This is a genomic window from Methylophilus sp., from assembly GCF_008015755.1.
Lineage (GTDB): Bacteria > Pseudomonadota > Gammaproteobacteria > Burkholderiales > Methylophilaceae > Methylophilus.
The window spans coordinates 1-13,795 of sequence record NZ_SSGF01000010.1; the positions used below are offsets into that span (position 1 = coordinate 1).

The 13,795-nt window shown below is 55.3% G+C and carries 13 protein-coding genes; 3 read left to right on the plus strand and 10 right to left on the minus strand.

Going from position 1 to position 13,795, the window contains the following annotated elements; genetic code table 11:
* Window positions 1–126 precede the first annotated feature (126 nt).
* Window positions 127–1,047: a PHB depolymerase family esterase gene (locus tag E6Q52_RS04610; protein WP_292819107.1), complete on the minus strand. Its 921-nt coding sequence runs from the start codon at window positions 1,045–1,047 to the stop codon at window positions 127–129.
* A 94-nt stretch (window positions 1,048–1,141) separates the two neighbouring features.
* Between E6Q52_RS04610 and E6Q52_RS04615 the strand changes: the two genes are divergently transcribed.
* The gene (locus E6Q52_RS04615; RefSeq protein ID WP_292819110.1) at window positions 1,142–1,741 is read left to right on the plus strand and encodes a nucleotidyltransferase family protein; all 600 of its coding nucleotides are present in this window, start codon (window positions 1,142–1,144) and stop codon (window positions 1,739–1,741) included.
* 11 nt (window positions 1,742–1,752) lie between these two features.
* On the opposite strand, the gene E6Q52_RS04620 is transcribed toward E6Q52_RS04615, so the two are convergent.
* Genes E6Q52_RS04620 through E6Q52_RS04630 form a run of 3 tightly spaced genes read right to left on the minus strand, consistent with a single transcriptional unit; the run spans window position 1,753 to window position 5,371 of the window.
* Window positions 1,753–2,736 carry an XdhC family protein gene (locus tag E6Q52_RS04620; RefSeq protein ID WP_292819113.1) on the minus strand — a complete coding sequence of 328 codons (984 nt, stop codon included), beginning with the start codon at window positions 2,734–2,736 and terminating at the stop codon, window positions 1,753–1,755.
* A 4-nt stretch (window positions 2,737–2,740) separates the two neighbouring features.
* Window positions 2,741–4,903 carry a xanthine dehydrogenase family protein molybdopterin-binding subunit gene (locus tag E6Q52_RS04625; RefSeq protein ID WP_292819116.1) on the minus strand — a complete coding sequence of 721 codons (2,163 nt, stop codon included), beginning with the start codon at window positions 4,901–4,903 and terminating at the stop codon, window positions 2,741–2,743.
* Window positions 4,904–4,915: 12 nt separating this feature from the next.
* Window positions 4,916–5,371, minus strand: coding sequence for a (2Fe-2S)-binding protein (locus E6Q52_RS04630; protein ID WP_292819119.1), 456 nt, complete (start codon window positions 5,369–5,371; stop codon window positions 4,916–4,918).
* Between the two features lie 278 nt (window positions 5,372–5,649).
* On the opposite strand from E6Q52_RS04630, the gene E6Q52_RS04635 reads away from it, so the two are divergent.
* Entirely contained in the window at window positions 5,650–6,657 is a 1,008-nt protein-coding gene (locus E6Q52_RS04635) for an NAD(P)-dependent alcohol dehydrogenase (RefSeq protein ID WP_292819122.1), read from the plus strand.
* Window positions 6,658–6,740: 83 nt separating this feature from the next.
* Here E6Q52_RS04635 and E6Q52_RS04640 read toward each other — a convergent pair whose 3' ends face one another.
* Both E6Q52_RS04640 and E6Q52_RS04645 read right to left on the minus strand, forming a co-directional pair.
* Entirely contained in the window at window positions 6,741–8,468 is a 1,728-nt protein-coding gene (locus E6Q52_RS04640; protein WP_292819125.1) for a SulP family inorganic anion transporter, read from the minus strand.
* A complete protein-coding gene (locus E6Q52_RS04645) occupies window positions 8,465–9,175 on the minus strand; it encodes an MBL fold metallo-hydrolase (RefSeq protein ID WP_292819128.1) in 711 nt (236 codons plus the stop codon). Before E6Q52_RS04645 ends, E6Q52_RS04640 begins: the two co-directional genes overlap by 4 nt.
* 175 nt (window positions 9,176–9,350) lie before the next feature.
* On the opposite strand from E6Q52_RS04645, the gene E6Q52_RS04650 reads away from it, so the two are divergent.
* On the plus strand, window positions 9,351–10,709 hold the full coding sequence (locus tag E6Q52_RS04650) for a sigma 54-interacting transcriptional regulator (RefSeq protein WP_292819131.1): 1,359 nt from the start codon (window positions 9,351–9,353) through the stop codon (window positions 10,707–10,709).
* A gap of 4 nt (window positions 10,710–10,713) precedes the next feature.
* On the opposite strand, the gene E6Q52_RS04655 is transcribed toward E6Q52_RS04650, so the two are convergent.
* The 4 genes from E6Q52_RS04655 to E6Q52_RS04670 all read right to left on the minus strand — a co-directional run bounded on the left by E6Q52_RS04655 (window position 10,714) and on the right by E6Q52_RS04670 (window position 13,649).
* Window positions 10,714–11,133, minus strand: coding sequence for a DUF6691 family protein (locus tag E6Q52_RS04655; RefSeq protein ID WP_292819134.1), 420 nt, complete (start codon window positions 11,131–11,133; stop codon window positions 10,714–10,716).
* Between the two features lie 10 nt (window positions 11,134–11,143).
* The gene (locus tag E6Q52_RS04660) at window positions 11,144–11,557 is read right to left on the minus strand and encodes a YeeE/YedE family protein (protein ID WP_292819137.1); all 414 of its coding nucleotides are present in this window, start codon (window positions 11,555–11,557) and stop codon (window positions 11,144–11,146) included.
* Window positions 11,558–11,608: 51 nt separating this feature from the next.
* Complete coding sequence (locus E6Q52_RS04665; RefSeq protein ID WP_292819140.1) at window positions 11,609–11,830, minus strand: hypothetical protein; 222 nt, start codon at window positions 11,828–11,830, stop codon at window positions 11,609–11,611.
* Window positions 11,831–12,047: 217 nt separating this feature from the next.
* Window positions 12,048–13,649, minus strand: a complete 1,602-nt coding sequence (locus E6Q52_RS04670) for a Na+/H+ antiporter (protein WP_292819143.1) — start codon at window positions 13,647–13,649, stop codon at window positions 12,048–12,050.
* Between the last annotated feature and the right edge of the window lie 146 nt (window positions 13,650–13,795).

Consider the following 13,795-nt stretch of genomic DNA (forward strand, 5'->3'; position numbering starts at 1 on the left):
ATCGTCACTGGCGCTTTAGATCTTCTTCCCATGCATAATCTACCATTTAATTAAAGTTAGTCATTCTGCATAGTAGGTAAAATGCATTCTTAAATCAACTGTTATTTAACAGATAGGAAAAGGCGGCTAACGGCGGCCGTTAGCGTTAAAAAACTGCCAGATCACATCATTGGCAATCAGCGCATCAGAGCCAGCACTGCCGCCACGCGGCTTGCTACCCCCAGGCCATGAGTGACCGCCGATCTCCGTGACGCACAGCTGCACTGGCGCCAATCCGCCACGGTGAACTTCGCAATAAGCACCCGCAACCTCCAATATACGCTCGGCCTGCGGATTAGCCTGATTGAGTTGCACCCACTTTTGTATCGTTGCTGGGACTGCGTTAAAACTCACATCGGCCATGGATTGCTGGCCTTTACCGCCATTAAACGGCACATGGTCATCGTCTTTGGCATGGATATGCAACACCGCGACCGGCTTGGCAGGCTGGCAGCGCTGGGTATTGTCGGTGCCTGCGACCGAGGCGATGGCGCTGATGGTATCAGAGAGCTCACAAGCCAATCGGTAGCTCATCATGCCACCATTCGACATACCATCGACAAAAATACGCTTAGCGTCAATATTGGCGCGCTGCTGCATGTCCTGGATGATGGCGCGGATGACGGCCACATCATCACTTTGCTTTTTGACTGCCGGGCCACAACAATTGCCCGCATTCCAGGTCGCAAACTTGCCGCCCGGCAAGCGGCTGTAGCCGTTCGGGAACACCACGATATAACCGTATTTTTCAGCGGCCGACACTTGGTGGTAAAAGCGCTCATTGGCCTGCACTTGCATATTACCCAGGCCTCCATGCAGCACCAGCACCATCGGCAAGGCTTGGCTTGATTGTGCCTGCTTGGGGATATGCACCAGATAAGGACGTTTGTCTCCATTCACGGTGACTGAAAATGCATCATCGCCTGCCGCCAATCCGGCCCACACCAGCGCAGGAAAAATCAGCAAACCCAGCAACACAGGGTAATATAAACGTTTAGGCAAAGTCATGGCGGCTCCAGATAACCGAATGGCAAGCATACATGAACGCGCCAGTGAAGTGAGTTGTTGACCACGTGAGTTCAACCGATGCAATAGCAAATATATGACCCCTACTGACCCCACACAACGACCTGTCGTCGGTTTACTACTGGCAGGGGGCTTTTCGCGGCGCTTTGGTGCGCAGAATAAACTGCTACAACCACTCGCAGATGGGCAACTCATGGCACTGCGTGCCGCCCAAGCCTTGATTCAAGCCTTGCCGTACAGCATTGCGGTCATCCGTGGCTATGAGTCGTCGCTCGCTGGCCAGCTCATGTCACTGGGGTTTAAGGTAGTGGCCTGTGAAGAACAGCATCAAGAGATGGCGGACAGCCTGAAGCTAGGGGTTGTGACAGCACAAACGCACTTTCCAACGCTATCCGGACTGGTGATTGCGCTGGCAGATATGCCATACATTCAGGCAGCGACAATTACTCGCGTCGCCCAACAACTGACGCAAGCACGATTGGTACAGCCCATATTTCAGGGCCAGCCTGGGCACCCGGTTGGCTTTGCCAGTGACCTGATGCCGGAATTACTGCAGGTTGAAGGAGATCAGGGCGCGCGCGCGGTGTTGCGTGCGCATCAGGCCGAGATGTTAAGATTTGAATGCCAGGATGCAGGCATCTTGAAGGATATTGACACCCCTGCAGACCTGGTTTAACACCATACGGATCAAGCCGCAGCCAGATTGGCACTGGCTTGCGCGAGCCCAAGCTGTTGCAACTGCGACCGCACCTGAATCAATTCAGCCAGAATAGACACCGCAATTTCAGCCGGGGTGCGGCTCCCAATGCGCAAGCCCACCGGGCCATGCAGGCGATTGACTTCCTGCTCACTTAAATCAAAGCTACGCAAACGCTGCTTGCGCTTTTCCTGGTTTTTAACCGACCCCAAGGCGCCGATATAAAATGCCTCTGACTTTAAGGCCTCCAGCAAAGCCATGTCATCCAGCTTGGGGTCATGCGTCACCGCCACAATCGCCGTATGCGGGTCAGGCGTAATGTCCAGCACCACATCGTCCGGCATACCCGGCAACCAGTCTGCGCCCTCTACATGCCATTCGGCACGCATTTCTTCACGCGGGTCACAAATCATGACATGAAAATCCAGCGCTTGCGCCATAGCGGCCAGCACCGAGCCCAATTGGTTGGCGCCAATGATCAGCAAGCGCCATTGCGGGCCAAAGTAGCTGTGAAACCAGTCGTTCTCCAGATACGGTAAGCCCTCTGGCAACACAGGCTGATGGCGTATCTCACCACTGTGCAAATTGACCGAGCGCTTTAACAAACGGCGCTGTGACAAGCTCTCCAGCATAGGGGCCAGTTGCGCGGCCTGCGTCAGCGGTTCAGCAAAAATTTTAAGCTGGCCACCACACGGGATGCCAAAACGTTGCGCTTCGTCCTGGTGAATGCCGTATTCAAGAATAGCCGGCTGCGTGGGTAACTGCTGGTGTTTGGCTTTATCTGCCAGGTCGTCCTCAATACAGCCGCCAGACACCGAGCCAATCAAATGCCCATCTTCACGCACCACCAGAATGGCGCCCGGCAAACGCGGCGCCGAGCCCCAGGTCTGGATCACGGTAAACAGGTGCGCGCGATAGCCTTGTTGCAGCCAATCACTGGCGCGTTGCAGCACTTCCCAATCTGTCGATTGCATACGCTTACGCCAGTTGCTCGCCTATGGGCAGGCGGCGGATACGTTTACCAGTGGCGGCAAATATCGCATTGGCCACCGCAGGCGCCAATGGCGGCACGCCCGGCTCACCGACACCGCCCATTTTCTCGGTGCTGGCGACAATGTGCACCTCGACCTTGGGCATGTCTTTCATGCGCAACACCTGATAATCGTGAAAATTAGATTGCACCACTTGCCCGTCTTTAAAACTGATTTCACTGCTCAATGCCGCGCCCAGCGCATAGGCAACCGAAGACTCCATTTGCGCCTTGACGCCATCCGGGTTCACCGCCAGGCCGCAATCAATCGCCACCACCACACGGTGCACTTTCACTTCGCCGTCTTTCACAGACACCTCAGCCACTTGCGCCACATAACTGCCAAACGACTCATGCACGGCAATCCCGCGGAACACGCCCTTGGGTAATGGTTTGCCCCAGCCGGCTTTATCAGACGCCAGGTTGAGTGCAGCCAGATGGCGCGGATGGTCTTTGAGTAATTGACGTCTATAGGCCAGCGGATCTTGTTTGCTGGCGTGCGCCAGTTCATCGATCAGGCTTTCCATGACAAAGCCTGAATGGCTATGGCCCACCGAGCGCCACCACAACACCGGTACATCGCTCTGCACTGAATGCAGTTGCACCTGATGGTTGGCGGTGCCTTTCACATAGGGCGAATCTGCCACGCCCTCCACCGAGGTCGCATCGATGCCTTCTTTAATCATAAAAGCTTCAAACGGCGTGCCTTTGATGATGGATTGCCCGACCAGAGTATGTTGCCAGGCCAATGGCTTGCCCTGTTTGTCCAGCGCAACCGTCGCGCGGTGCACAAACATCGGTCGGTAAAAACCACCCTTGATATCATCTTCGCGGCTCCACACCGTTTTTACTGGCAGGCCAGCGGCTTTGGCCACCTGCACCGCCTCAGACACAAAATCCGCCCGCGGATTAGCGCGACGGCCAAAGCCACCGCCTAAAAACTGGGTATGGATATTCACTTGTTCTGGCTTGAGACCCAAAATTTTAGCAGCCGAAGCCTGGTCCGTGGTTTGCATTTGCGTCCCGGTCCAGATGTCGCAGCCCTGGTCAGAAATTTTCACCGCGCAGTTGAGCGGCTCCATCGGCGCATGCGACAAATAAGGCAACACATACTCTGCCGTCACGGCCTGCTTGGCCTGTTTGCTGGCAGCAACCACATCCCCCGCGTTGGCCGCCTGCAAGCCTGGCTGTTGTGCCAGTGCCTGATATTGCTTCAACAAGGCCGCGGAGTCCGGCTTGTCATGCCCGGCCACATCCCACTCTAATTTAAGCGCTTCGCGCCCTTGCTTGGCCGCCCAGTAATGTTCGGCAATCACCGCCACGCCCGTTGGCACTTTCACCACCTTAATCACGCCCGGTATTTTTAGCGCCGCGCTGTCATCCACAGTTTTCAAGCTGGTGCCAAACACCGGCGCACGCGCTACCATGGCCACTTTCAGTCCGTCAAATTGCACATCCTGGCCAAATTTGGCCGTGCCATTGATTTTTTCTGTGCTGTCCAGACGCTTGGTTGCTTTGCCAATAAATTTCCATTGTTCCGGTTTTTTCAGCGTCACGCTGGTGGGTGTTTCTAGCTGGCTCGCGGTTTCTACCAGTTGGCCATAACGCAATTGTTGTGTGCCATGAATCACCGCGCCGTTTTCAGTGCGTAACTCCGTCACTGGGACATTCCATTGCTTAGCAGCCGCCTGCATTAACAGCGCACGCGTCAAAGCACCCGCCTGGCGATAACGATCAAACTCAGACCAGGTGGTCGATGAGCCACCAGTAATCTGGATGCCATACGCGGTGTGGATATAGGCCGGCGCGGCAGGTGCATGCTCAACCTTGACCTTGCTCCAGTCCGCATCCAGCTCATCCGCAATCAGCATCGGCAAAGTCGTCCATACGCCCTGCCCCATTTCGCTATGCGCCAGCATCACCGTAATACTGTCATCAGCGCCTATGCGCAAAAAGGCATTTGGCGCAGGCAAGGGCATCGCCTCTGCCGCATTCGCCACGCCCATAAAACGCTTGGCCTGCGGAATGCTAAAAGCCACCACCAAGCCACCGGCCACCAGCGCAGTACTTTTAATAAAGCTGCGACGCGAGAGATTAATCATATCGTTCATGGTTTTCTCCCCTTAAGCCAGTTTAGCCGCAGCTTCGTGAATCGCTGTGCGGATACGTTGATAAGTGCCGCAACGACAGATATTGCCGCTCATGGCGGCATCGATATCGGCATCGCTGGGCTTAGGATTTTGCTTAAGTAATGAGGTGGCAGACATGATCTGACCAGACTGACAATAGCCGCATTGCACCACATCAATCTGCTGCCAGGCGGCTTGCACCGCTTGCCCGACTTTGTCGTCCTGCATGGCCTCAATAGTAGTGATTTGTTTACCTACCGCCGCGCTCACCGGCGTCACACATGAGCGGATGGCCTGGCCATCCAGATGCACGGTACAAGCGCCACATTGCGCCATGCCACAGCCAAACTTGGTGCCCGTCATGCCCGCCACATCGCGAATCGCCCACAAAATAGGCATATCATCGCTGACATTTAACTCGGTCTCTTTGCCATTGATTGTTAGTTTCATGGGGGTTGTTCCTTTTGAAAATTTGTTGATGCCAGTCGGCAGAACCAATCTCAAGTTGGTTATCGTGAAAAATATACTAACATACACATCTGTATGTATGTGTGTTTCATGCACGATAAACAGGAAATTTAATATTGTTAACGGCTGCGCACCGGTCCGCTATGTCTGCATGAAAGCTACGATTGATGTGGATCATGTACATCCAGTCGACAGCACGGCACAATCAAAAACATAGCGTCCACCATCTATGTCTGATGACGATGCTTGAGGAGAATGAAATGAGTAAAACCATTATTTTGCAAGCCGGTGGCGGCTATCACAACGTGACCATCGGCACACGCGCAGCCAATGCGCCTAACGCAGGAGAAATCACGGTCAGGCTGTATGCCAATTCCCTTAACTACCACGACTTTGCCGTGGTCAGCGGCATGTGGGGGCCGAGTGAGCCACGCATCCCGATGGCCGATGGCGCGGGTGAAGTGGTTGCCGTCGGCGAGGGTGTCACTGAGTTTAATGTCGGCGATGCGGTGGTCAGTACGTTTTTCCCCACCTGGCAATCTGGCGAACCGCAAGTCGAAGGTTTTGCCACCGTGCCCGGCGATGGCATCGATGGCTATGCACGCGAACTGGTCACCGCATCAGTGGCGTCATTCACGCGCGCACCCACAGGCTGGAGTCATATTGAGTCCTCTACCCTCACCACTGCCGCACTCACGGCCTGGCGATCGCTGATGGCAGACGACCATCTCAAACCTGGCGATACCGTGCTGGTGCAAGGCACGGGCGGCGTGTCTATGTTTGCGCTGCAATTTGCCAAACTGGCAGGCGCTACTGTGATTGCCACTTCGTCCAGCGACGCCAAACTAGAAAAACTGCGCGCCTTGGGTGCAGACCACCTCATCAACTACAAAAGCACGCCGCAATGGGGCCCGCTGGCGCGAGAAATATCGGGTGGTCGCGGCGTCGACCATATTGTGGAAGTCGGTGGTCCAGCCACCCTGGAGCAATCGATGCTCGCCGCGCGTGTGGGCGGCCATATCTCGGTGATTGGCATTTTGACTGGCCTGGCGGGCGATTTTCCGCTGGTGACGGCGCTGATCAAACAATTACGCTTACAAGGCGTACTGGTCGGCAATCGGGCGCAGCAACAAGCCATGATTCAGGCCATTGATGCCAATGGTTTACGCCCTGTGATTGATCAGGTGTTTGCCGTAGAAGACATCGTGCAAGCATTTCAATACCAGGAAACCAACCAGCACGTTGGCAAAATCTGCCTGCAGATTTAGGCTGATGTGCAGGCGGGCTGACGCAATCGCGACACGCATGGTTTGCGACGATACCAAAAGGTAATTGTGTTAAGTCTGGTGTGTTAAATCTGGGGCAGGCAGGCCAGCGAGGCATACGCCTGATATTGCGTCAGATAAATCTGGCCATTGAGGTGTTGAGGCAAGGCACTGTGTTGCAGCAGGTCCATCACCGGCCCCTTCACCTCGGACAAATGAAAGCCTATGCCCAGCCGCGACAAGTGGTGGTTGATCATTTCCAGCACCTCCAGCGCACTGCCGTCTATCTCATTCACAGCCGAACACATCAGCACCAGATGTTTCAGTTGTGGCTGGTCAGCCACTACTTCGAGCACCTTTTGTTCCAGGTATCTGGCGTTCGCAAAATACAAGCTTTCATCCACACGCAAGGTCACCACATCGGGGCACACCTGCACCTGATGCCGCGCAATATTGCGAAAATGCTCGGTGCCGGGAACTTGCCCAACAACCGCAATATGGGGTCGACTGCTGCGATACAGATGCATGGCAATCGACAGCAGGACGCCAGCACCGAGGCCTGTCTCCACGTTCACCAACAAGGTAATCAGAAAAGTGATGACCAGCGCCATCAGGTCACTGCGATTGCGGCGCCAGGTTACGATAAATACCTGGGCATCAAACACACTGAGTACGGCAACCATAATCGTCGCCGCCAGGACAAATCTGGGTAAATCACTCAGCCAGTTTGCTAAACACAGCGTGGCCAGCAACATGCCGAGCGCAGTCAAAAAACCGGCAGCCGGTGTTTGTGCCCCGGCATCCATATTGACCACCGAACGGGCGACGCCGCCAGCTACTGGTTGGCCAGCACTCACACTCGCCAGCAGATTGGCGGCACCTAATGCGATTAGTTCCTGATCGGGGTCGATACGCTCGCGACGCTGCATGGCCAAATGCTGGGCCACAGAGATGGATTCAACATACCCCACCACCGAAATCAGCAGCGCTGGCATCAGCAATGATTGCCAGAGTGGGCCTTGCCAGGGTGGCAAAGCCAGCGCAGGCAACCCTGCCGGAATCTCGCCGAGGAGTCGCACGCCAGACATCCAAGACCACTTGGCCTGCGCGGCCAGCGTCGCGACAATCACGACTAGCGCAGGCAGCAAACGACTCAGGGTATGTGCCCAATCATGACTCAGGCCTAACCACTGGCCAACCGCGGACCCATAACGCCGCCCCGCCAGAAGCAGCAGCAAGGTGAGGCTGGAGAGCATGACGGTGGGTGGGTGGATTGCAGGCAGATGTACCAAGAGGTTCTGCCATAAGGTGAGCAAATGGTCACCACCCGCTGACAACCCCAGCAAGATGGGTAACTGGCTGCTGGCAATCAGCAGACTGGTGGCATTAAGAAACCCGGCCATGACCGGATGTGACAGAAAGTTTGCCAGAAAGCCGAGTCGCAAGAAGCCTGCTAATACCAGCATCAGGCCGGAGAGACAGGCCAGAATCATCGCCGCTTGCATGCCAGCGGCGGCATCTTGGGCCGAATAAGGCGCAATCGCGCTCGCCGTCATCAATGCCGCCACGGCCACCGGCCCGACGGCTAGCGTGCTGCTGGTGCCGAGCAACGCATAGGCGACCAAAGGTAACATACTGGCGTATAAGCCGACTTGCGGCGGCAAGCCTGCAAGCATGGCATAAGCCAGCGCCTGTGGCACCAGCATCAGCGCCACAATCACGGCGGCGGTGGCATCGCGCAGTGCTTGCGGGCGCTGATAGCCAGAAGCCCAGCGCAGGCATGGTAAGTCACGTTGCCAGCGCTGAGGGCTCATGATGACTGCTTGATCCTGTCCGCCTGCTTGCCACAGGCCTGGTTGGCGGGCAGCGCGACATCGATCTGCTTGGGATACGCCAGTTTCAAATTCGCCATCAGTTCTATAAACGCTGCGCGGGTGATGTGTCCACCAAGACGCGCATTACTCTGTTTTTCATGACCCACGGTCGATACCGTCCGTCCGTGGTAATCATGCCCAGGGTATACCAGCGTGGCATCCGGTAGCGTGAAAATCTTGTGGTGTATGCTGTCATACAGCTGCCCGGCATCGCCCTGTTGAAAGTCAGTGCGCCCACAGCCATTAATCAGCAAGGCATCTCCGGTAAAGATACGGTCGCCCACCAAATAACTGACACAGCCATTGGTATGGCCTGGGGTGTAGCGCACATCGATCTCCAGCGCGCCGACCTGCAGACGCGTGCCCTCCGTCACCAGCAAGTCACCGCACAACGCACCGGCATCCCGATGCACCACACTCTTGCTGCCCAGGCGTTGACGCAAGGCATCTGCGGCGGTCACATGGTCGGCGTGGACATGGGTTTCCAGCGTATAAATCAGCGTCAGGCCATGCCCCGCCAAAGCGTCAATATAGCGCGCCACATCCACCGCCACCGGGTCGATCAGCACGGCTTGCCGACTATCTTCACAGCCGAGCAAATAGGTGTAGGTACTACTGTCTGGTTCAAAAAATTGCTCAAAAATCATCTGGTCTCGCCTCCATGTCACCCAATAGGTCATAGCAAAAGCAATGCCATTGTTTCAAATAATTTATATATTTATCAAAATCAATGACTTAGCATACCCATTGACTTGCCAGTGTCGAGATTAAATGTTTCAATGAAACATCACAATTAAACACTGGAACGTTTCAAAACCTAAAATGGAACAACCTAATATCGATTTTTTTGCGCATCCACCGCAACTCAGCCAGTCACAGGGCGAATCACTGGCCCGCATGATTGCACTAATCATGCCGGATGCCGCCGTGTTCACGGTGGACCGCGCCAAGAAAATTAGCTTTTGGAGCCCAGGCGCTGAAAAACTACTAGGCTACGCAGCACAAGCCCTGCGGGGCGAAAGCTGCCTCACCGCCAATCGTTGCATACAATGCATGCGCGGTTGCGGGCTCACCGAGTCAGGGAAAGTCACCGCGTTTCCACTGCAGTTGCAGCGTGACGATGGCCAGCTACAAGGCGTGATTAAATACGCCATGGCTTTTCAGGCCGTCGACGGCAGCTTTGACGGTGGCCTTGAAATCCTGTTACCACAGCGCGCAGCAGACGCGCGCCCGGCAGCCAGCGACATGGCAGAAAAATATGGCCTGATCAGTCATGCGCCGGAGATGTACAAAGTGTTCGAGATGATACGCCGCGTGGCTAACACCGACATGCCGGTACTGATTCGTGGCGACTCAGGCACCGGTAAGGAATTGGTGGCGCGCGCGATTCATGGCGAAAGTGCCCGCCACAAGGCACCGTTTGTAGCCATTAACTGCGCCACGCTGAATGCGGGCATTCTGGAAAGTGAACTGTTTGGTCATGTGAAAGGCGCGTTTACTGGCGCGGTGCGCGATCACCAAGGCCTGTTTGGCCGTGCCGAAGGCGGCACATTATTGCTGGATGAAATCGCAGAGCTGCCAATTGCATTGCAGGCACGCTTGTTACGTGTGTTAGAGAGCGGAGAATACCTGCCTGTGGGCGCGGACAAACCCTTATTGGCGAATGTCCGTATCCTGGCGGCCACGCATAAAGCGCTACGTGAAGAGGTCAAGGCCGGGCGGTTCCGGCAGGACTTGCTGTACCGCCTACGGGTCATTCCGCTGTTCATTCCGCCGTTAAATGCACGCAAGCAGGATATCCCGCTGATTATCCGCCACCTGTTAAAACAACAATTCAGTGATGATCGTTTGCCTGTGGTGAGCTCGGCCGCCATGCAGCAATTGATGACCTATGACTGGCCAGGTAATGTGCGCGAATTACGCAATGTGATGCATTACGCCCTGGTGATGTGTGATGGCAAACAGATAGAGGTGACTGACTTACCAACGGAGTTACAAGCCACGCAGCAGGCAACTCCCAATATGGCGACTGTTAGCACTGGCCGAAAAACGCTGTCAGAAACAGAGATCTTACAGGCGCTGGCAGCTAGCGACGGCAACCTGACCCAGGCCGCCAAACAATTGGGCGTTGGGCGAACCACCTTGTGGCGCTACCGCAAGCTCTGGCAAGACCAGACATAGCGGCTTACAGCCAGCCGCGCCTGGCTGCCCAGGTATACAAGCCCATGCCTGCCAGCATGCTGGCCACAAATATCCACACCTCACGTCCGCCGATGAGGATTGACGCCACGGCCGGGCCAGGACAAAAACCAGCGATGCCCCAACCGGCGCCAAACAAGATGGCGCCAAGCACCAGCTTGCGATCAATCAAGGTGGTGGCAGGCAGTTGCATGGGGAGTCCCAGCCTGCTGATGGCCTGCCTGCGTGCAACTCTAAACGCAAAAAAACCGACGGCAATCGCCCCCATCATGACAAATGCCAGTGAAGGGTCCCAATCACCGGCGATGTCCAGAAAGGCCAACACCTTGGCGGGATTGGTCATGCCACCGATGATGAGGCCCAGGCCAAAGATCACGCCCGCCAATAATGCAATGACGCTCGACATGAGATTCTCCTTATGCATGACGCAAGAGCCACACCACCAGTATCGCCGTTGCCATAAACGTGAGCGTGGCAACCAGCGAGCGCAAGGATAAGCGCGACAAACCGCAAACGCCGTGGCCACTGGTGCAACCGCTGCCCAAGCGCGTGCCAAACCCGACCAGTAGACCGGCCACCACTAACATCGGTGTGCTGGTGGCTATTTGCACAGCGGGTAATGGCGCCCAACACACATACAATAGCGGGGCGAGCATCAGGCCGCTGATAAAGGCCAGGCGCCAGGCACGGTCACCCGCGGCGGCGGACCAGAGCTGGCCGACTATGCCACTGACACCAGCAATCTTACCCAGCCAGAGTATCATCAACAGGGTCGAAAAACCGATCAGCAGGCCGCCGATCAGCGATGGCAAGGGGGTAAAAGTCGTCATAAGGTTAGCTTGTTATCCAAGAAAAAATGCGCTGGCGATGGCGTGTAGCGCTTAGTCCACTTCATCGGCCATGTCTTCATGCGGCGTCGGCGTGTTGCGGTTGCACTCAAAGCCTGCTTTTTCCAGCGTCACGCGATACTCACAACTGGGCAAATGTCCCTCGAGGCGGCCATTGATCTGCGTGGTCTCCTGCTTGCAAAACGCACAACGGTAGCGGTGTGCCTGCCCCTCAAAATGCTCTTGTGGATAATCGATATAAAACAGTCGCTTCATCATGGCCTCCTTATTGGCAACAGTGATCAGCTTATGCTACGCCGCCGACTGCGGGCTGGCAATACACAAAAAATAGCGTTCAGCAAGAAATTTAGCAAAATATTTTTTACGTGCAGATTTTAATCACCCTCAATTTCATCATTAAAATCATAGTGTTAAACAATCCACCCACAGCACATCCCAAAAGTTATCCACAAAAAATGTGGACAGGATGGTCTTATCCTCGACTATGTAAAGCCGCTATTTCCTGGATATCCAGGTCGCGCTCCATCATATGCAGTAATTCATCATGAATCTGGCCCGAACGATGTAACTTGAGCAACTCCTCACGCCCGGCAGCTACTGCCGCCAGCACCACATTAAAATGCGCTTTACGGATATCGTCCGGCAGCATGGCATCATTTTTATGCTTGTCTGATAGGCTTTGGCGGTAGCCATATTGCTCCAGCAAACGCGGGTGTTGCAAGCTGCCTTGTGCGTCATACGCCAGCTTGTTCACCACCGCATATTGCGCCTGCTCGATGCGCGCCCAGGTTTGCGGCTCGTTGAGATAAGTCCGCTCATGCGTAGTCGCTTTTAATTTGAGCACGCGGATCACCCAGCCGATGGTCGTGCCCTGAAACAACACGGTGACCAGGATCACGGCAAACGCACACAACAGCATCAGGTCACGTCCCGGCACCTCGGCGGGCACCGCCAGCGCAGCGGCCAGCGTGACCACGCCGCGCATGCCGGCCCAACTGGTTACAAACGACTCGCGCCAACTACTCGAGGCAGCGGTTGCCCGCTTTCTGAATAATCCGGCCAGTCCATCGACGGCAAACACCCAGACAAAGCGCGACATAATCACTACCGCCAATACCAGCAACACCTCCAAGCTGTAATCCGCCATCGACTTGCTGCCTTCGGCAATCCGATCCCACACCCCGCGCAACGACAGGCCGATCAGGATAAATACCAGCGACTCAAACACAAAAATCATGATTTCCCAAAAAGCGACCCCACGACGTCTGGCGGTAGCGGTCATGATTTCGTGCTGGTGCCAGCCCAGCATCATGCCGTAAGTCACCGTGGCAATCACGCCCGACACGCCAATATGTTCGCCCACCACATAGCAAATCCAGCCCGGTAAGGCAGAGGCGAGAATCATGAGCTCGGTGTCGTGCAAATAGCGCAAGGTTTTATAGACTAAATAACCAAACGCGCCCCCGAGCAGGATGCCGCCAATGCTGAGCCAGGCAAACTCTTCAATCGCGCCTGTCATCGAAAACACGCCAGTCAGCATGGCGACGATTGAGAACTTGTACAACACCAGGCCAGTGGCGTCATTGAGCAGGCTTTCCCCCTCCAGCAACACCAGCAATTTGCGCGGCAATGCCACCCGTTGCAACACCGCCTTGGCGGCGATGGCATCCGGTGGCGACACAATCGCCCCTAAGGCAAAACAGGCGGCCCATGGCAATGCAGGGTTTAAGCTATGCAGCGCCAGCCCCACCACCAGCGTGGTAAACAGCACGGCGCCTATCGCCAGTAGCAAAATGCCCGCCAGGTGACGCCTGAATTCATGCCAGACCGTGAAATAAGCGCCCGCCATCAACAGCGGCGGCAAAAACACCACCAACACTAGCGCAGGGTCGATTTCAAACGCAGGCAAGCCAGGGATAAATGCAATCAGCACCCCACCAATCAGTTGCGCCACGGCAGGCGGCCAGCGTAGTTTTTTCGCCAGCACCTCCAGCGCGATAATCGCCACCAGAAAAAATAAAATCAGATTGAAATAGAACGCGTTGGACATATATTGGGGGCTGACAGCAGCCATACTTTCTGATGCAAAGACTCAAGAAACGATACGCAATGGCGTCCTCTGTAGACGCTTAACGAGTGTAATAGAAAACCTCCGCAGTCGTTTTATTTAAACTGGTAAAAGCAGTTTAATCCCTTAGACCAAGCGCAACACCCTGCATC

Bases quoted from the DNA above. Each gene is read 5' to 3' on its own strand.
- E6Q52_RS04610 (WP_292819107.1), bottom strand. From the start codon at position 1,047: ATGACTTTGCCTAAACGTTTATATTACCCTGTGTTGCTGGGTTTGCTG.
- E6Q52_RS04615 (WP_292819110.1), top strand. From the start codon at position 1,142: ATGACCCCTACTGACCCCACACAACGACCTGTCGTCGGTTTACTACTG.
- E6Q52_RS04620 (WP_292819113.1), bottom strand. From the start codon at position 2,736: ATGCAATCGACAGATTGGGAAGTGCTGCAACGCGCCAGTGATTGGCTG.
- E6Q52_RS04625 (WP_292819116.1), bottom strand. From the start codon at position 4,903: ATGAACGATATGATTAATCTCTCGCGTCGCAGCTTTATTAAAAGTACT.
- E6Q52_RS04630 (WP_292819119.1), bottom strand. From the start codon at position 5,371: ATGAAACTAACAATCAATGGCAAAGAGACCGAGTTAAATGTCAGCGAT.
- E6Q52_RS04635 (WP_292819122.1), top strand. From the start codon at position 5,650: ATGAGTAAAACCATTATTTTGCAAGCCGGTGGCGGCTATCACAACGTG.
- E6Q52_RS04640 (WP_292819125.1), bottom strand. From the start codon at position 8,468: ATGAGCCCTCAGCGCTGGCAACGTGACTTACCATGCCTGCGCTGGGCT.
- E6Q52_RS04645 (WP_292819128.1), bottom strand. From the start codon at position 9,175: ATGATTTTTGAGCAATTTTTTGAACCAGACAGTAGTACCTACACCTAT.
- E6Q52_RS04650 (WP_292819131.1), top strand. From the start codon at position 9,351: ATGGAACAACCTAATATCGATTTTTTTGCGCATCCACCGCAACTCAGC.
- E6Q52_RS04655 (WP_292819134.1), bottom strand. From the start codon at position 11,133: ATGTCGAGCGTCATTGCATTATTGGCGGGCGTGATCTTTGGCCTGGGC.
- E6Q52_RS04660 (WP_292819137.1), bottom strand. From the start codon at position 11,557: ATGACGACTTTTACCCCCTTGCCATCGCTGATCGGCGGCCTGCTGATC.
- E6Q52_RS04665 (WP_292819140.1), bottom strand. From the start codon at position 11,830: ATGAAGCGACTGTTTTATATCGATTATCCACAAGAGCATTTTGAGGGG.
- E6Q52_RS04670 (WP_292819143.1), bottom strand. From the start codon at position 13,649: ATGGCTGCTGTCAGCCCCCAATATATGTCCAACGCGTTCTATTTCAAT.